This window comes from Ruegeria sp. AP11 (assembly GCF_056535865.1).
The window spans coordinates 1913999-1932361 of sequence record NZ_JBQFJB010000001.1 but is presented as its reverse complement, the minus strand read 5'-3'; the positions used below and the strand labels follow the sequence as shown (position 1 = coordinate 1932361).

The following is an 18363-nucleotide window of genomic DNA, read 5'->3' as shown; positions in this document are numbered from 1 at the left end:
CGCGCCTCTCGTAAAACCCTGACTTCAATGGTAAACACCGTGAACTTTCAGACAGAAAAAAAACTGGTCTCCGCGTTTCACACCGCCCTGGATTCCGCGACAGAGCAAGAATCTCCGAAGGTAATGAGCCAATTCTGCGCCCCAGAACTGAAGTGGCGCGGCTTTCATCCATTCAACGAAATCAACGGCGCCGAACAGGTTGCCCTACAATTCTGGCAACCGCTAAAGCTCAGCCTTACCCACATGCAGAACCGTGTGGATATCTTGTTTGCAGGGCTAAACTCACTGAGGGACGAGGCCGATGTCTGGGTCGTGTCCATGGGGCATTTGATGGGGCTGTTCGACCGTCCGTGGTTGGGTATTCGCCCAACCGGTAAATTGACATTCCTGCGATATTGCGCGTTCCACAAAGTCGCCGGTGACAGGATTGTCGAAACAGCAATGTACTTCGACATACCTCACCTTATGGTGCAAGCCGGACAGAACCCGTTTCCGCCACAAACGGCAGCGCATTTGGTGCAACCTGGACCAATGCCCCATGACGGCCTGCTATTGAACGAACACCCCGTTCAAGAAGGCAAGAAGACGCTGGCGGTCATCAATGCGATGATCTCGGATCTTGGCCAATGGGACAGTGGGGTGTCGCTTGAGGATGAATTAGCCCGAACCTGGCATCAGGACATGATCTGGTGGGGACCCGAGGGGATCGGCGCAACCTACACGATAGAACGCTATGCCAAGCAACATTCTGGACCGTTCCGCGCGGCTTTCAAAGACCGATCAAAGACCGAACATGTCTGCCGACTGGCCGAAGGGCGTTATGGCGGCTTCTTCGGCTGGCCCAACTTCACGGCTACTCCGTCGGGAGGGTTCATGGGTATGCCTGCCACTGATAAACCCGGCGAGTTTAGGGTGATCGACATCTATCGCCGCGTTGGCGACAAGCTGGCCGAAAACTGGATTTTCATCGACCTGCTCCACTTCTGGAAGGGGCAAGGCGTTAATATTTTGGCCCGCACCACAGGGATCGAAACACCATGAAGATAGATGCGCATCACCACCTGTGGGATCTCTCTGCAGTGAACTACCCCTGGCTCATGGAGAAAGGCACCGTTCGATTTTTTGGCGACCCGACTTCCATCCAGCGGGACTATTTGCTGCCGGAATTTCGCGCAGATGCCGAGGCCATGGGCTTCGCCGCTTCGGTACACATTCAGGTCGGTGCTGCTGACCCCTGGGCCGAAGCTCAATGGGTGCAATCCGTTGCCGACCACAGCCTTGACTGGCCGTTGGTGCAAGTGGCTTTCTGCGATCTGACCGCTGATAATCTCGACGAACAACTCGACCGTCTTCAAACCCTGCCTTCGGTGCGCGGCGTTCGTCAGATTATTGGCCGTGCCCCAGGCGAAGATACCTCAACTGGCACGAACTCACTGCTTAAAGACCCAATGTTCTTGGCCGGTCTGAAACAACTGGGTACTCGCGGCCTTTCCTTTGATCTTCAATTGCTGCCTGAACTAATGGATCAAGCCGCAGATATTCTTGCGCAAGCTCCGGAAACCCAGATTGCTCTGTGCCACGCAGGCTCGCCACATGACCGGACTCCGCAAGGCTTGCGAAGGTGGGCAGATGAGTTGACCGCACTGTCAAGCCTACCGCAGATCTATTGCAAACTTTCCGGCCTCGGAATGTTCGATCACAACTGGAGCGCTGAAAGTGTCGCGCCTATCGTTTCAAACTGCTTGTCCCAGTTTGGCGCCGATCGCTGCATGTTCGGATCGAATTTCCCGGTCGATAGCCTCGCTTCAACTTACAAGGAGGTTGTTTCCCTGCACCAGGAACTCATTCCGAGCTCAATCCAAGAAGACGTGTTCCATTGCACGTCAAAACGCTTCTATCGCATTTGATAGCGAAGAAGCACACAAGCCAACGGTCTTTGACTCCATTTCAAAACAACTGCTTTGCAGTCGCAGCGAAAGGCAGCTTTCCGCCCTTCGTGCCGTGTTTTAGCTCGCTACCCGTCCCGATTCAGCTTTAACCAATATCGCGTGTACCGGAGTTCACCTGTTCGGGTCAGAGCACCCTTTTCCACCAGATCCTGGAGATCCCGCGTCGCGGTGGCGCGCGACGTTCCCGTGATCGAGATATAGTTCTCCGCGCTGAGCCCCCCTTTGAACCCGTCTGGTCCAGCCTTGAACAAACGGGCGATTACCTTGCTTTGGCGGGTGTTGAACTGATCACGATACCGGTCGTAGAAATGCGTCTTGGCAATAAAGAAGCCGACGCGCTCAAGTGTCACCTGCTGCGCTGTAAGGACAGTATCGGCAAACCAAACGAGCCATGGTGTGACGTCCAGTGTCTTTTGGTGGCGTTCGAGTTGGTCGTAGTAAGCCTTCCGCTCTCGCTCGATCGTGAAAGCAAGAGCAATCAGGCTTGGCTGACCAATGTTTTGCGCCAGGGACTTTTCAGCCAGCGCCCTGCCCAATCGGCCATTGCCGTCTTCAAAGGGATGAATGCTCTCGAAATACAGATGGCTCAATCCGGCTCGGATCAGCGCGTGCAAGGGTTCGGGACCATCCGGTGCGGTCCGGTTGAACCAGGTCACGAACTGGTCCATTTCAACCGGAACCTGATGTGAAGGTGGCGCTTCGAAATGGACAATTGGGCGGTCGAGCCTGCCTGAAACGATTTGCATCGCATCCTCATGGCTCCGGTATGATCCAATCGTTTCCAGATACCTGTCATGGGACAGAAGCATTTCATGCCACCGAAACAAGGTGTCGTGTGACAGTGGGTCCGAATAGTTGGAATAAACATCCACCATCATTTCAGAAACGCCCTGCTCGCGCGGTTTGGATGGATAGCTGTCTGGCGTCAGTCCAAGATGGCGACGCAAGGAAGATTGCACGCTGAGACGATCCAGCATCTCACCTTCGATCGCGCTGGTCTTCATCGCTTCTTCGCTTAGCAGGTCGATACGCAATTGATCTCGATCCGATGTGTTCACATGATGAACCGCTCCAAGAACTTCCCCTGCGGACAACATGAACTGTTGCTCGTAGGGTTCGAGTCTTGCGGCATCGTAACGAAAAGTCGGCCAATCAAGGTTCTGCCAGTTCCACATCGTGATGTATAAGCCCCCTTTTCTATAGCTCACTATTTATGGTTATGTGATTTATAGAGGTCAATCCTATTGCTCACCTTTTCAAGCCTTTCGATCCATTCATCGATTGGCGTATAATCTGAAAACGGTAAATCTCGTCCCGTTTCCCAAATCTACGTAGCATTGGAGGTCCGCGACAGCATTGCCTTTGGGGACAGTTCTCCCTTTTCGATTTTAGCCAGCAACGAAATCAGGTAAGCCCCTGGAGACCGTATGTTCTCAGCACGTTGAAAGATGTATCCGAGAACAATGAAGCGAATAGCTGGGCCAAACGTCGATTTCATTGCATACCAGGTTTGGCCAAGCCGTAGATACTCTGCGATATCATCCATAAGCCGATCACAGTGGTGCTGATCTTTTGCAAAGCGTAGTTCTGAGCATAGCCGTGGAAAACTGCGTTCCATTTGGTCTGGAGAAACCTGAATCTGAGAAAATTTTTCTTTCTTAACTTCCGGATTCAAAGAGTCCTCTTTGTGCCCCTCAATTTCACTGTCACTGGCCCTCAAATTTTCCGCCTCAGTTTGTGTTATCTCGGAGATTTCCACAGAGATTTCTGCCAGCAGTTCGCTGAGTACATTCGCATCCGGTTGCTCCTGTCTTACACATTGGAGCGTTTGTCCATCTCGCACCCGCAGCTAACTTCCGCTTGTCTGAAGGTTTTTCGATGCGGGCCGAGGTGCAACTTTGCCGTCAGGAGCTTTCGGCGGCCCGCGTTGACAAACCTCGGAAGGAGGAAGCCGCGGTGGTTGGGATCATGCTATGGGGAAAGAGCGCAGACGGATGAGGCTGACTTTGCCACAGACGCGCAGCTGACGGTGTTTGATGCGCCAGCTGCGGTCATTTTCTGCCACCTTGGTCGCGGGCATTTTGCCGATTGAGCCCATGTGCTGTGAGTCACAGCATTCATTCTGAGTGATGACCGCAAGTGGATTTGACCGATCAGCCAAAGACGAACGGAGCATATCGAAGTGTGTGGTCAAGCATCGGATCATGCGGCCTGCTCCCGTGGTGGCGCACGCGACATCGGTGTCTGACCACGCCGGAAGATCTCGATGATGCGCATTGGACCGCCGCAGCAGGGGCATGGCTCGCGCAAAGTGAGCGGGGTGACCTCGGACTCCTGCTCTGGCTCGGTGATTTCGTCGGTGCGTTGAACACCAAGCAACGTCCGGATCTTCTTGATGTTCGTCTTGCGCGCTGAACTGGCCAGCAGGCCGTAGTGGCGGATGCGGTGGAACCCGTCAGGCAGAACGTGGATCAGGAAGCGGCGGATGAACTCGGGTGTAGCCAAGCGCATGACCTTTTGGCGGTCACCACATTTGATCCGGTAATCCTTCCAGCGGAAAGCTACGGTCTCGGCATCCATACTGACCAGTCGATGGTTCGAGATTGCAACCCGATGAGTATAGCGGCTGAGATAGGCCAGAACTGCTTCAGGGCCACCCAAGGGCGGTTTGGCGTAGACCATCCATTCGGACCTGCGGAACGGGGCAATCCAATTGGTGAAGGCAGCAGCATCCGCCAGTCCTGCGCGGTCACCGAAGAACACAAGGGCCCCCGCTCGATGCAACTCCATCAGCCCTTTCAGGAACAGGCGTCTAAACAGCAGTGCCAGCACCCGAACATGCAGGAAGAACCCGGGCTTGCAGGCCACCCATTTGGTGCCGTCCGGTGACAAGCCGCCACCTGGGACGATCATGTGGATGTGCGGATGGTGCGTCAGCGCGGATCCCCAGGTGTGAAGAACGCTGGTCATGCCGACCTTCGCCCCCAGTCGCTTTGGATCGGCTGCGATGGTCATCACCGTTTGCGCTGATGCGCGGAACAGCAGGCCGTAGACCGCCTTCTGGTTCCAAAAGGCGATGCGTGCAATCTCGGCGGGCATCGTGAAGACGACGTGGAAGTATTCGACGGGCAGCAGGTCTTCAGCACGCGCCTCCATCCAGTCTCGCGCGGCGGGGCCCTGGCACTTCGGACAATGCCGGTTCTTACAAGAGTTATAGGCGATGTGGTGGTGGCCGCATTTGGCGCATCCCGCCACATGCCCGCCAAGCGCTTCGGTTCGGCAAGCCTCAATCGCCGACATCACCTTCAGTTGACCGAAGCTGACATGCCCGGCATTGGCCTGCCGATACGCAGGCCCATAGTTCCGAAAGATATCTGCGATCTCCAGCCGTGGGCGCGGCATCCACCCGCGCCGCTACTCCAGTCCTCGCCTGACGGTGTGATCCTGCAGTTTCTCCAACATCTCATAGGGACTGACGGTGCCGCGAATGGTTTTGGTCGCGACATGCGTATAGCGCGCCGTCGTGCTGAGCTTGGAATGTCCCAAAAGCACCTGGATCACTCGAACATCCGTTCCGGCCTCGAGCAGGTGCGTTGCAAAGCTGTGGCGCAGGGTATGCAGCGTAGCGGGTTTGTTGATACCGGCCATGTGTTTGGCCGACGTGAACGCACGGTTCAGCTGACGCGGTGACAAAGCCATGATCTTGGGTTTGCCCGGAAACAACCATCCCTCAGGCCGCGCTTCCCGCCAATAGTCGCGGAGCAAATCAAGCAATGCAGGCGACAACATGGCCTTGCGGTCCTTGTCATTCTTACCTTCATCCACATGGATCAACATCCGGTCGCTGTCGATGTCCGAGACCTTGAGATTGCAGACCTCGGATGCCCTCAGCCCAGCACCATAGCTGATGCCTAAAGCCGCACGATATTTGAGCCCCGGCCCTGGAACCGCCGCCAGCAGATCGCCCACTTCTTCGACACTCAAAACAACGGGCAACTTCTTCGGCTTGCGCCGGAACTGCATGTATCGCTTCATCTCCTCACGACCGCAGGTCATGCCGAAGAAGAACCGCAAAGACACGATCCTGGCATTGAACACGCCGGTCGAGACCCCGGTGTCGGTCATGTGAAGCTGATACGCGCGCAGCTCGTCCGGCGTTGCTGTGTCAGGGGACCGCCCGATGAACTCGGCAAAATACCTGACCGCCCGGATATGAGCCTGCTGGGTCTTCGGCGACATGCCACGAATGCGCATGTCCTCGATCATCCGCTCACGCAGCGGGGTCGTCTTCTTTTCCTTCATTGGAATCTCCTGTCGTCAAATTGAGAAACCTCAATCGTCAGACAGGTCCGCCAAATCCCAAAACGGCCGGATCAGCGCTCAACGCTGGCCAAAGGCGCCATTGCCGCGATAGCGGCTTCGTCCTTGCGCCCGTCTTTGGAGGAGTACGATGTCCGCTTTGCCCGCAAAACGGGCATAGATCTTAGAGAGCGGCGTAAGATTTGATGCGCTTTGTAGACTTTCATTCAAGACACGACGATAGCCCGGTATTGCTCACACACTTTGCTCGGCGATCAGATCAAGCAGCGCGTTCTTCCGATCCTGAGTGGGGATGGTTATTGCGTGCCAGCAGCCAAAATTTGGTCAGATTCTGAGTGCAACTAGCGGGAGAAACGAGCATTTTAAAGGACACTGGATTTGAAAAACACCATTGCTTCCGCAGTTGCCTTTCTTCTTACAAGCACGGTCGCCAGCGCAGAAATCTGCTACCTGGAAATTGACGGCGTCATCGAGATGCAAGGTCCCTGCATCTTCGATCCAATCGGCGGCGGTGACTTCTTTGTCGCAGACGAAGACGACAGGCTGGCATTCGTTTACTTCTATCTTGATGATGCTGGCATCGGGACCGCGATGTGGAGTGATCGCGAAAGCAAAGCCAACCATAATCTGGGTACGCTGTACCGCAATGGTGCTTGCTGGCAAAATGGCGGGGCCACGTTGTGTGCTTGGAAGTCCTGAACGCAGTTGCACTGGTCCATTTTGTTGGCGAAGGCCAGTGCCGATTGAACAATCGAGCCAGGCCACATAGTCAGAAACAAGATGGTCGGAATTTTCCATTAGCCAAGACCGTCGACTGACCCAAATTATCTGACAACGGACAGACGTGCCGTCCATTGCGAGCCTCGCTAATTCTCACCACACAGAACGAACCCGCCATTCAATTGGGGACCTTGAATGGCGGGGTCCGGTATTTCGGTGACGGTTCTGAATGGACTTCACCCGTGTTGTGAAGTGTCCCACCAATACGGCTGCATGAACTGCGGGATCACACCAGCATGAGCGATGCGCAGAAAGCGGGCTTTGCAAAGTTCGGAGTGCGGCTAAATCCGAACGTGAGTTTAGAGGTAAGTTGTTGCGGAGGGTTCTCCAAAGCTGCCGTTCACACACGGCGCTTCGTTCACATGGTCGGCATGTTCTCAACGCAGATTCACCCGACACTCGAGTTAGCAGAAAGGCGTATCTAAGCGGAACACCCTAATATCAAGGCCGACTTACAACAAAGTTCGGTACTATCCCCGCCTTCGTGATTGCTGCTTCAACATCATGCCCTGCAAAGAACCCGAATCCAGAGATGAGTGCGGAAGCTATGCCTGCATTTCGTGCGCCCAGAACGTCGGTGTGCAGGCTGTCACCAACCATCAGAACGCGGGACTTGTCTATGTGCCCGAGGCGTTGGAACGCAAGGTCATAGATGTTGGCGAAAGGCTTGCCAAAGAACTGAGGGACGACACCTGTCCGATCTGCCAGCCGGTGCGCAAAAAGGCCGGGCTCTTGGGAAAAACCGTATTCACGAGGAGCGACAATATCGGGGTTTCCGACCATTACCGGACGGGGACGCTCCAGCAAGGCGGCCTCCAACATGGCCTGACGCGCTTCGGTCCAGACTGCCGACCCGATCATCAGAAACCCGTCGACGGTTTCGTAGGGCGTCGGGTCATCTTCCAGGTAGGATAGCTTCAGCCCCTCCAAATCTCGAAGACCAGTGCTGGGGGTTGCCATCAATCCCCAGTGCAATTCACTTTGGCCGTTTAGCTCAGACAACAATGTGGCCCGGCTAGTGATCACATCCTGTGGTGCGAAGTCATAGCCAAGCCTGGTATATTTCTCCAAAAGAGTTGCGTGGGGAAACCCCGCGGCATTCGACACGACCAGAACACGCTTGCCGGCGGCTTGCAGTGACCTGACCCGATCTGGTGTCTCCGGGATCGCCGTATCGCCAATATTAAGAACTCCGAAAGCATCGAGGAGGAACACGTCGAACTCAGAAGCGATATCCTCTAGCGTCTCGACCTGACGATAGTTCACTTCAGTTGTGCTGGTTTTCGGAAGGCGGTGTCGTACCGCCTCGTAGGCTTCAAAAGCCTCTTGCGCAGAGAAACCGGTCAAATGATGGCCCCTCGTACTTTCGCCGAAACCCATTCACTGATCATGACCGCGACAAGAATTACAATCAGGATCAGGCTGACCTGTGGCCAAGCCAGAACGTTGAGTGAAGCTGACAATTGCAACCCGATGCCGCCGGCTCCGACCAGCCCAAGCACTGTGGACTCGCGGATGTTGATATCCCAACGGAAGACAGCGATGCCTGCAAAAGCGGGTAGAATTTGCGGAACGATTCCGTAAGCCATGACCTGCCAACGCGATGCTCCGGTTGCCGTGATGGCTTCGACCTGAGTGTGATCAATTTCCTCGATTGCTTCATAAAGAAGCTTTGCACAGAACCCGATTGAACGGATGGCGATTGCTATGACACCAGCAAAGACACCCGGACCAATAATCGCGATTAGCAGAAGCGCCCAGATCAACGAGTTGATTGAGCGGGTCGAGACAATGATCAACAGGGCGATGGGTCGAATGAAAAGAGCAGATGGCGTGGTATTGCGGGCCGCCAAGAAGGCAACCGGCACCGCCATGCACAGGGCGATGATTGTACCCAGGGTGGCGATGTTCAGAGTATCCCAAATCGGGCGGCCCAGTTGGGTGATGTAGTCCCATTTGGGAGGCGTTGCACGGGTCCAGATATCGTTGGCGATACGGGGCGCGTCCCAGACGAAAAACCAGGTCGTGGATTCCGAAATCAGCTGCCAACAGTAAACAAAGACCGCCACGCCCAGCAGCCAGCCGAACCATCGCACCAGGCTCTGACCCGTTGTCCGCCTGCGCCAAATTTGCGCATCATCGCGTTCAAGCACCGGCATTACTGAACCCTCGCCCGAATAATTCCCGAAAGGTATTCAAGTGCCATGACGATCCCGATGATGAGGATCAGAATGGCTGCTGCCGTGTCGTATTCATAGCGATCAAACGCTGTGTTCAACGTTGCACCGATACCGCCAGCCCCCACGAGGCCAAGAATTGCGCTTTCCCGGAAATTAATGTCGATGCGATACATCGAAAGCCCCACAAGTCGTGGCATCACCTGCGGCTGAACTCCATAGTTGATCCATTGTGGCCAGCGTGCCCCGGAGGCCTTGATCGCCTCGGCCTGAACCTTGTCCATGGCTTCGATATCTTCGGCCAGAAGTTTGGAGAGAAACCCAATGGTCGCGAAGGAAAGCGTAAGAAACCCTGCCAGCGGACCAAAGCCGAAGATAGCCACCAGCAAAATGGCGACGATGATCTCTTGCAATGCCCGGCTTATCGCGACAATGCCCCGGCAAATTATGTAGATTGGCAGTGGGGCGATATTGCGGGCCGCTCCCAATCCAATCGGGATCGAAATCAGGATGCCCACGACCGACGCGGCCACGGTCATTATGACACTTTCCAGAAGGCCACTCCAAATATCCGACCACCGTGAAATGAAGTCCGGGCTGGTAAACGCAAGTACAAATGCCCACCCCCGGTCCAGTCCTTCATAGACCCGGCCCCAATCAACTTCGATTGTCATGAAAGCCGCGATCAGGTAGGCGAAAAAACCCAGCAACAATGCCCAGCGGAGCAAGGGGTTTTTGACAAAGGCAGGCTTACGCCAACCCTTTCCCAACATGTGGTCTAATTCTCGATGGCTCATTCCGCAGCCTCGACATCTTCATCTTCGTCGACTTTTTCGATGGTCGCTTCCCAGTCCTCTTCCCCATAGATTTCGGTCAGCTTCTCGGGGGTAAGACCTGTTGGAAGACCATCATAAACGATTTCGCCAAAGCGGAGGCCCACGACGCGCGGAACGAACATTTGGGCAAGCGCCACATCATGGATATTGATAATGGCCGCCAGTCCGCGTTCCTGACATAGCTCGGTGATCAGGCGCATAATCTGGCGACTGGTCTTTGGATCCAGCGACGCGGTCGGCTCATCGACCAGCAACAGTTTGGGGTTTTGAATCAAGGCGCGGCAGATGCCGACTCTTTGGCGTTGACCACCCGACAGTTCATCCGCTCGTTTATCCGCCATGTGCAAAAGCCCCACCCGATCAAGCAGGCGGAAGGCCTCGTCGATATCCGATTGCGGATATCGCCGCAGAAAGCTGCGCCAGAACCCTACATATCCCAGCCGTCCCGACAACACGTTTTCCATCACCGTAAGGCGTTCGACCAAGGCATATTCCTGAAAGATCATGCCCATTTCGCGGCGCGCTTTCCGCAGAGCGCCCGATCCGAGTTTGGTCAGGTCCACGTCATCCAGAAGGACGCCACCGCTTGTGGGTTCAACCAACCGGTTAATGCAGCGGATCATAGTCGATTTGCCTGCCCCCGAGGGCCCAATCAACGCAAGAACCTGTCCTTTTGGAACCTCAAGATCAATGGTCTTCAAGGCCTGATCTCCGGTTTTGTATGTTTTCGTCAGCTTTTGAAGACGCAGCATAAAATGCCCCAGATTAGGGTGAATAGCGGGCCCTTTCAGGCCCGCCGAATTAGCCAAAGATCACTGGCAGGCGTAGGAGACGCCATTTGCTGCGTCAATCTTACGGATGACATCCCAGAATTCCTGATAGGTCATCTCAAGGAACTGGCCTTCGTTCGATTTCGAGAACTCAGCTTCCAGGGTCGTGCCGTCCCAGTCAAAGTTGAAGAAGGCGTTGCGGATCTTCTCCTGCAGCTCGGGCGTCAGGTTGTAGACGGTACCAAACCCGGTGGTTGGAAAGGTCTGCGACTTGTAGATCGTTACGACATCATCTTCCTTGATCACGTCACGCAAGATCATCCGCGATTTTACCGAGTTCGCGATCGAGGCCGCCAGGTAATCCTTGTTGGCAACACCCAGGATCGAGTTGTCGTGCTTGCCCGAGTAGACAGGTTCGAAATCGCGCTCGGGCAAAAGATCAAAGTCGCTTTTCAGGATTGCCGAGGGCGCTTTGAAGCCTGAGTTGGATGTGGGTGAGGTAAAGGCCAGTTGCTTGCCCTTGATGTCCTCGACCTTTTCGATGCCCGAACCCGGATAAGTGATGATTTCCATTTCATAACCGAAATTACCGTCTTTCGAAGCCATGATCGTGAATGGCCGGAACCCGGCGCAGTTTACCGCCAATGGGTTAGAGCCGGTGTTGAAGCCCGCAATATGCAGACGCCCCGAACGCATCGCTTCGATCTGGGCCGCATTGTTCTGAACCGGAAAGAAGACAACGTCCTTGCCGGTTTCCGCTTTCAAATGGTCAAGAAAATCAGACCAGGCGGTTTTGTATACGGCGGGGTCTTCAACCGGTGTATATGCAAAAATCAGGGTGTCAGGATCAATTTGTTCAGAGGGATCGGTGGGGATATCCGCAATCAAATCCCCGTCTGCGTCACAAAAACGCTCGTCCAGGTCACCGCGCGGACAATCCTGCGCCGACGCTGTCCCGCTCAGCGACATGAGCGCGATTGCGGATGCCCCAATCAACAGTTTGATATCGATCTTCATATTTTCCTCCCAGTCATTCGCGGTCCTCTATCGATCCGCTGTTAATGAATAATGTCTTGCCTACCCGGCGACGAGAACATCGACCTCGGCGCCCTCAATAGCGTTACGCAATTCTCCTGTTGGTTTTTTGTCGGTAACTATGGAATCCAGGCCGTTGATATCTCCCACTTGGGAGAGGCCCCTGCGGCCGAACTTCCCGGAATCAATAAGAAGATGCCGCTTTTTGGCACGCGTCAGCATCATCCTCTTTACTGCAGCAAAACCCCGCACTGTCTCTGACGGACCTTCGGCTGAGAAGCCCGAGGACCCGATCATGCACCTGTCGACATTGAAACGAGACAGAAATTCCAGCGTTTCTGTTCCGATCGTTGCAGATTCAGTTGCCAGATATTCCCCCGGGCACAACAGGACCTGCGCAGCCCCATGGCCGAGGGTCATCGCAACGGGAATTGAATTGGTGATCACCGTGCAATGAGTGCCGAGATAAGCCAGCGCACGCGCCATCTCGATGGTGGTCGAGCCGGAATCGATCATGACCGTTTCACCGGCTCGGATCATTTCTGCCGCCGTAACACCTATCCGCTCGCGTTCCTCAACCTGCGCGTTTGTCCGTTCATCCAAACCCGGATAGTGCCCTTGCGCAGGGGCTGATGCCCCCCCATGCGCGCGCGCGATCAAGCCGTCATTCGACAGGGCATCGAAATCCCTACGTACCGTCTCGTTAGAGACGTTGAACCGTTGTGCGAGTTCGTTGATGCGAACGTGCGGGCGCAGCTTCAACTCCAACAATATCTGTTGGCGCCGGTCGGACTTCTTGACCCGGCTCTGGTTCTTTTCAGACATTTTACCGCGCGTTTTGGTTTTGGACATCCGGCGACCCGACTAGGTTTCGAAATCTACTTTTGTGGGCTTTCGGACATTTTGCAATAATTTATGTTGCATAACCCACGAAAGGTTGTGAGAGTTCGAGAAGTTCCAAATATTTCAAAGCACAGAGTAAAGATGCACAGACTGATCAAATTCAGAATGAAAATCGAAGGGACGTCTTAACCAGCCAAGTTGCGAATAAGACAGTTTCCCTTTGGGATTTGATCATGTGGCATTGAGAGACAGTATGAGCGACGGCGAAACGGCAGATCAGATTGCGGCGCTTCCGATGCGCTGGGACAAGGCTGGTAAGTTGCGTGTTTTGATGGTCACTTCACGAGATACTGGCCGGTGGGTTATCCCAAAGGGATGGCTGATGGACGGCAAAAAGCCATGGCATGCCGCTGAAATAGAAGCTCAGGAAGAAGCGGGCGCAGTCGGTACGATCTCGAAACGGTCAATCGGCCATTTTTTCTACGACAAGCGGTACGAAGGCCGAAGCAGCGTTCGTTGCCGCGTCACCCTTTATCCAATGGTCGTTGAAAAGCTGCAGCGACGCTGGAAGGAAGAAGGTGAGCGGACGCGTCACTGGTTTTCGCCGGCAAAAGCCGCAAAGCTGGTCGAAGAAAGAGACCTGTCACAATTGCTGAAGAATCTAACCGACGATCAAGAAGTCAAATCTGTCGTGAAGAAGCTTCGAAAAGCTGCGTGAGGAAAGACATAAAAGACCGGGAAGCCGGGATGCATTAAGCACAAAAGGGAGGAAAAGATGAGAAAATTGACATCCACTGCGGTCGGATCACTGATTGCCCTTGCCGCGTCACTGTCGGCAGCACAGGCCGAGAAGCTGACCCTCTATTGTTCGGCGCAAGAAGATTGGTGCCAACTCATGGCGCGCAGCTTTGAAGACGCGACCGGTATCGACGTCAACATGACGCGAAAATCGTCAGGTGAGACCTTTGCACAAATCCGCGCCGAAAGCTCGAACCCGAAAGGAGACGTCTGGTGGGGCGGCACGGGTGATCCGCATTTGCAGGCCGCTGAAGAAGGTCTGACAATGGAATATATATCGCCAATGCGCGACCAGCTTCATGATTGGGCGATTTCTCAGGCCGAGAGTGCTGGCAATAGGACGATTGGCATCTATTCGGGCGCGCTTGGATATGGCTACAACGCCGATCTTGTGGCGGCAAACAACCTGCCCGAACCTGCCTGCTGGAAAGACCTGTTGAAGCCCGAATACAAAGGGCACGTTCAGATGGCCAACCCGAACTCGTCAGGCACGGCCTATACGACGCTGGCCTCAATGGTGCAGATTTTCGGTGAGGATGAAGGCTTTGAGTTCATGAAGGGCCTGCATTCGAACATCAACCAATATACCAAGTCAGGCTCGGCGCCGATCAAGGCCGCCGGTCGTGGCGAGAACACAATTGGTATCGTCTTCATGCATGACGCCGTGAAGCAGGCCGTTTCCGGGTTCCCGATCAAGGTCGTCGCACCCTGTGAAGGCACCGGGTACGAAATTGGCTCAATGTCGATTATTGACGGAGCGCGCAACGAAGAAGAGGCGAAGAAGTTCTATGACTGGGCCCTGTCGCCCGAAGCTCAGAACCTTGCCCTTCAAGTCAACGCGTTTCAGGTGCCATCGAACAAGGGCGCGGAAACTTCGGAAAGCGCGCCTGACATGAGTCAGATCAAGCTGATTGACTATGACTTCAAGAAGTATGGTTCCTCAGACGAACGTAAGCGTCTGCTGCAGAAATGGGACGAAGAGGTTTCGACGCTGCCGCAGTAAATGACTGACCAAACTTCAAAAACGTCCCATCCGGTCCTGATCTTTTGGATCATCGCCGGGTGGGTCGGATTCTGCCTACTGCCCTGGTACATGGTTGACGGCGGCCTGTGGTCGTTTGAGTGGCTATTGGATGGCTACCCGTTCGATGAGGATTATGCCCCCGCTGCGTTTCTGATCGGACAGGGCGAAAAGCTTTGGCTCGCTCCGCTTCTAATCGCTCTCGCCCTCCCGCTTCTGGTGTTGAAGCGCACCAAATCTGACCCGCTTTATGCCCGCATGCTGATCCTGTCCGGAGCGCTCGGCTTTGGCTGGCTGATCGCTCAGGGATTCAGCATCGGTATCAGGGGCTTCAACTTCGATTGGTTGGAGGCGATGTTTGGCGAACTTGGCGATCGCCAGTTCGGCATGGGCTATGGTGCAATGATATGTGCCTCGAGCTTTCTGTTCCTGCTTACTCAGGGGATCGCGGCAAGGGGTGCCATTAACGGTGATGTCTTTGTTGTCAGCGCTATCGGTGGCGTAATTACAATTGTCACCGCGTTTGTCTTTTTCCCCATCGCCAAGATGCTTTTCGCAGCCTTCATCACCGAAGACGGTGCGTATTCCATCGCGGTTTTCTTCTCAAAGTTTTTTGATGATCGACTGTGGGGTCTGGGGTGCTTTAAGGGCGCGCGCTGCGGTGCCGCCTGGAATTCACTGTTCCTCGCCATCCTTGTCGGCGTCATCACCACGGTCCTGGGTCTGTGCTTCGCGTTGGTCGTGACGCGCTCGGGCTTTCGCTACAAGCGCGCATTGCGGGCCTTGACCGTACTGCCAATTATTACCCCGCCATTCGTGATCGGCCTGGCTCTGATCCTGCTTTTTGGCCTGTCCGGGTCTGTCACCCGTTTTTTTGCCGAAATGTTCGGCACGCAGCCGACACGCTGGCTTTATGGAATGCCGGGCATCCTGATCGCGCAGACACTCGCGTTTACGCCAATTGCATTTCTTGTTCTGATCGGCGTGGTTGAAGGCGTCTCGCCATCGATGGAAGAAGCGGCGCAGACGCTCCGCGCCAGCAGATGGCAGACATTCAAGACGGTTTCCTTGCCCCTGATGCGACCGGGTCTTGCGAACGCATTTCTTCTGAGCTTCATCGAAAGCATGGCTGATTTCGGAAACCCGCTTGTATTGGGCGGAAATTTCGACGTGCTGTCGACCGAGATATTCTTCGCAATCGTTGGTGCTCAATACGATCAAGGCAGGGCCGCGGTTCTGGCCATGGTGCTGCTGTTCTTTACTCTTTCCGCCTTTTATGCGCAGCGTGTCTGGCTGGGGAAGAAAAGCTACACAACCGTCACCGGCAAAGGGGATGCCGGCGTTCATCCTCTGATGCCAACTGGCCTTTCAGTTCCGGTGCTACTCATCGCTCTGGGCTGGGCGCTGTTCACAATTGTTGTTTATGCGATGATCATTTACGGCAGTGTCGTCGAGTTGTGGGGTGTCGATAACTCGCTAACTATCAAACACTATGTCACCGCATTCTCCGTACGTTTCGAAGAAGATAGCATTCGCTGGACCGGAGCCGCTTGGGACAGTTTCTGGACCACCATAACGATCGCGGCCATTGCTGCCCCATTGACTGCCGCCGTAGGTCTGGTGACCGCTTATCTGCTGACCAGGCAAAGTTTTGCAGGCAAGAACGCTTTCGAATTTGGAACAATGTTGTCCTTCGCTATCCCCGGAACAGTGATAGGCGTCAGCTACATCCTAGCCTTCAACGTTCCGCCAATTGAAATCACGGGTACTGGTGTCATTCTCGTTGTCAGCTTTATCTTCCGTAATATGCCGGTTGGCGTTCGTGCGGGGATCGCGAGCATGTCGCAGCTTGACCGCAGCCTTGATGAATCCTCGCTGACCCTTGGTGCAAACTCGTGGCAGACGTTCCGAAGCGTCATCCTGCCGCTATTGCGCCCTGCGATACTTGCTGCGCTTGTTTACAGTTTTGTCCGTGCCATGACGGCGATCTCGGCTGTCATATTTCTGGTCAGCGCAGAATATGACATGGCGACCAGCTACATTATCGGTCGGGTCGAGAATAACGACTATGGCCTTGCGATCGCCTATTCGACAACGCTGATCTTTGTGATGCTCGCAGCGGTCGGTTTACTGCAACTACTCGTTGGCCGGGTCCAGATTGGTCGGCGCACGCAACACGGAACGGAGGCATCGCGATGACCGACGCCAAAATCGGTTCCAAGGCCGCCCCGGTGCGCTTTGAGAACGTGTCGAAAGTATTCGGTAAAGACGTCGTCGCCGTCGACAACATCAACCTGCATGTCGATGCAGGAAAACTCGTCACACTGCTTGGTCCGTCAGGCTGTGGGAAAACAACGACTCTGCGCATGATTGCCGGGTTGGAAATGGCAAGCTCGGGCAAGATCCTAATTGGTGATCGGGACGTGACCAAATTGCCTGCCACCGACCGCGACGTATCCATGGTTTTCCAGTCATACGCGCTTTTCCCTCACATGAGCGTGCTGGAAAACGTGATGTATGGCCTCACATTCTCGGGTTTTGCAAAGGATGAAGCCCGCAGCCGTGCTATGTATGGATTGGAACTGGTCGGTCTTCAGGGGTTCGACAACCGTCTTCCCTCGGAACTGTCAGGGGGCCAACAACAACGTGTTGCCGTCGCCCGCGCGCTGGTTCTTGAGCCGCAGGTTCTGCTGTTCGACGAGCCGCTGTCCAATCTCGATGCCAAGCTTCGCCGTCAGGTGCGAGAGGACATTCGGGCAATCCAGAAAGATCTTGGTTTGACAGTTGTTTACGTGACCCACGATCAGGAGGAGGCACTGGCAGTCTCGGATGAGATTGTCGTCATGCGCAACGCAGCGATTGCCCAAATGGGCACACCGCGCCAGCTTTATGATGCCCCGAACGATCGTTTTGTCGCCGATTTCATAGGTGAGGCAAACCTATTGGATTGCCAAATCGTCGATATCAATGGTGACGTGGCAACGATAGAAATAGAAGGCTACCGCCACACGCTGCCACGTCGCGGTTTGTCCGAAGGAAACGCAACCATTGCAGTGCGACCCTCACGTTTGGTTATCGACTCAGACCAAGGCATAGCAGCCAAGGTGGCGAAGGCGACCTATGTTGGCGTTCGAATGGAATATACACTGATCGGTGCATTCGGTCAGGTTTTTGCCGTACACGATGACGTCGATGCGCCGCTTGATCCCGGAGCCGAAATCAGAATGGGTTTTGCTGACAAAGGGCCCGTTCTTTTGCCGGATTAAATGCCGAAACTCATTATCATCACACACCCCGAGGTCTCTATCGATCCGGCCGTCCCTATAACTGAGTGGGGCTTGAATGCTGTGGGCCGTAAGCGCGCTACTGAATTTGCATCCAGTGGAATCTTGTCCAACGTCACTCAGATATGGACCAGCGACGAGCGGAAGGCCCGCGAAACAGGCGAGATTCTTGCTGCACCACGAAAGCTATCCGTGAAATGCAACTTGGGTCTCGGTGAGAATGATCGCAGCGCAACCGGTTACTTGCCGCTGAAAGATTTCGAAGCCGCGGCCGATGCTTTCTTTGCTCAGCCGGAAAGTAGCTATCGCGGTTGGGAACCAGCGATCGAAGCACAGATACGCATTCATCGGACAGTCACTAAGATTATCCGGTCGCATGATGCCGGGGATCTTGCAATTGTGACGCACGGAGCAGTGGGCACGTTGCTTTGGTGCGCACTCTCGAATTGTTCGATAGACCGCAGGCACGACCAACCCTCACAAGGCCATTTCTGGCAGGCAGATTTAGCTACGCTCAAGCCTGATTCATATTGGGTCTCTTTGACGTAGG

General features: G+C 54.7%; 18 protein-coding genes. 8 read left to right on the top strand and 10 right to left on the bottom strand.

The annotated features are described in order from the left end of the window. Positions 1-27: 27 nt before the first annotated feature. Both ACR3E4_RS09815 and ACR3E4_RS09810 read left to right on the top strand, forming a co-directional pair. Positions 28-1041 (top strand): nuclear transport factor 2 family protein, encoded by a 1014-nt coding sequence (locus ACR3E4_RS09815; RefSeq protein WP_480536433.1) that lies wholly within the window; start codon positions 28-30, stop codon positions 1039-1041. Next, the gene (locus tag ACR3E4_RS09810; RefSeq protein ID WP_480536430.1) at positions 1038-1907 is read left to right on the top strand and encodes an amidohydrolase family protein; all 870 of its coding nucleotides are present in this window, start codon (positions 1038-1040) and stop codon (positions 1905-1907) included. Before ACR3E4_RS09815 ends, ACR3E4_RS09810 begins: the two co-directional genes overlap by 4 nt. Before the next feature lie 107 nt (positions 1908-2014). Here the strand turns inward: ACR3E4_RS09810 and ACR3E4_RS09805 are convergent, their stop codons facing one another. The 4 genes from ACR3E4_RS09805 to ACR3E4_RS09790 all read right to left on the bottom strand — a co-directional run bounded on the left by ACR3E4_RS09805 (position 2015) and on the right by ACR3E4_RS09790 (position 6251). Beyond that, positions 2015-3124 carry a DUF4172 domain-containing protein gene (locus tag ACR3E4_RS09805; protein WP_480536434.1) on the bottom strand — a complete coding sequence of 370 codons (1110 nt, stop codon included), beginning with the start codon at positions 3122-3124 and terminating at the stop codon, positions 2015-2017. Positions 3125-3276: 152 nt separating this feature from the next. Then, a complete protein-coding gene (locus ACR3E4_RS09800; RefSeq protein ID WP_480536431.1) occupies positions 3277-3792 on the bottom strand; it encodes a hypothetical protein in 516 nt (171 codons plus the stop codon). 359 nt (positions 3793-4151) lie between these two features. Further along, positions 4152-5351, bottom strand: a complete 1200-nt coding sequence (locus ACR3E4_RS09795; protein WP_480567077.1) for an IS91 family transposase — start codon at positions 5349-5351, stop codon at positions 4152-4154. A gap of 12 nt (positions 5352-5363) precedes the next feature. Then, entirely contained in the window at positions 5364-6251 is an 888-nt protein-coding gene (locus ACR3E4_RS09790; protein WP_480536669.1) for a tyrosine-type recombinase/integrase, read from the bottom strand. Between the two features lie 396 nt (positions 6252-6647). On the opposite strand from ACR3E4_RS09790, the gene ACR3E4_RS09785 reads away from it, so the two are divergent. After that, a complete protein-coding gene (locus tag ACR3E4_RS09785) occupies positions 6648-6968 on the top strand; it encodes a hypothetical protein (RefSeq protein ID WP_480536571.1) in 321 nt (106 codons plus the stop codon). A gap of 522 nt (positions 6969-7490) precedes the next feature. Here ACR3E4_RS09785 and ACR3E4_RS09780 read toward each other — a convergent pair. From ACR3E4_RS09780 to ACR3E4_RS09755, 6 genes are read right to left on the bottom strand one after another with little or no spacing between them, the layout of a single operon-like run. Next, complete coding sequence (locus tag ACR3E4_RS09780) at positions 7491-8429, bottom strand: HAD-IIA family hydrolase (RefSeq protein WP_480536572.1); 939 nt, start codon at positions 8427-8429, stop codon at positions 7491-7493. Then, positions 8393-9208 carry a phosphonate ABC transporter, permease protein PhnE gene (gene phnE / locus ACR3E4_RS09775; RefSeq protein WP_480536574.1) on the bottom strand — a complete coding sequence of 272 codons (816 nt, stop codon included), beginning with the start codon at positions 9206-9208 and terminating at the stop codon, positions 8393-8395. The genes ACR3E4_RS09780 and phnE (ACR3E4_RS09775) overlap by 37 nt, the downstream gene beginning before the upstream one ends. Continuing rightward, on the bottom strand, positions 9208-10023 hold the full coding sequence (gene phnE / locus ACR3E4_RS09770; RefSeq protein WP_480536575.1) for a phosphonate ABC transporter, permease protein PhnE: 816 nt from the start codon (positions 10021-10023) through the stop codon (positions 9208-9210). Before phnE (ACR3E4_RS09770) ends, phnE (ACR3E4_RS09775) begins: the two co-directional genes overlap by 1 nt. After that, positions 10020-10814, bottom strand: coding sequence for a phosphonate ABC transporter ATP-binding protein (phnC, locus tag ACR3E4_RS09765; RefSeq protein ID WP_480536576.1), 795 nt, complete (start codon positions 10812-10814; stop codon positions 10020-10022). The genes phnE (ACR3E4_RS09770) and phnC overlap by 4 nt, the downstream gene beginning before the upstream one ends. A gap of 60 nt (positions 10815-10874) precedes the next feature. Continuing rightward, a complete protein-coding gene (gene phnD / locus ACR3E4_RS09760) occupies positions 10875-11849 on the bottom strand; it encodes a phosphate/phosphite/phosphonate ABC transporter substrate-binding protein (RefSeq protein ID WP_480469231.1) in 975 nt (324 codons plus the stop codon). A gap of 60 nt (positions 11850-11909) precedes the next feature. Then, the gene (locus ACR3E4_RS09755; RefSeq protein ID WP_480536578.1) at positions 11910-12719 is read right to left on the bottom strand and encodes a DeoR/GlpR family DNA-binding transcription regulator; all 810 of its coding nucleotides are present in this window, start codon (positions 12717-12719) and stop codon (positions 11910-11912) included. Positions 12720-12963: 244 nt separating this feature from the next. Between ACR3E4_RS09755 and ACR3E4_RS09750 the strand changes: the two genes are divergently transcribed. The 5 genes from ACR3E4_RS09750 to ACR3E4_RS09730 are packed head-to-tail and all read left to right on the top strand — an operon-like array spanning position 12964 to position 18362. Continuing rightward, a complete protein-coding gene (locus ACR3E4_RS09750; protein ID WP_480536580.1) occupies positions 12964-13428 on the top strand; it encodes an NUDIX hydrolase in 465 nt (154 codons plus the stop codon). Between the two features lie 57 nt (positions 13429-13485). Next, the gene (locus ACR3E4_RS09745) at positions 13486-14511 is read left to right on the top strand and encodes an ABC transporter substrate-binding protein (RefSeq protein WP_480536582.1); all 1026 of its coding nucleotides are present in this window, start codon (positions 13486-13488) and stop codon (positions 14509-14511) included. Beyond that, complete coding sequence (locus ACR3E4_RS09740) at positions 14512-16728, top strand: ABC transporter permease (RefSeq protein WP_480536583.1); 2217 nt, start codon at positions 14512-14514, stop codon at positions 16726-16728. Beyond that, positions 16725-17795 carry an ABC transporter ATP-binding protein gene (locus ACR3E4_RS09735; protein ID WP_480536585.1) on the top strand — a complete coding sequence of 357 codons (1071 nt, stop codon included), beginning with the start codon at positions 16725-16727 and terminating at the stop codon, positions 17793-17795. The genes ACR3E4_RS09740 and ACR3E4_RS09735 overlap by 4 nt, the downstream gene beginning before the upstream one ends. Beyond that, positions 17796-18362, top strand: coding sequence for a histidine phosphatase family protein (locus tag ACR3E4_RS09730; protein WP_480536586.1), 567 nt, complete (start codon positions 17796-17798; stop codon positions 18360-18362). Position 18363 lies beyond the last annotated feature (1 nt).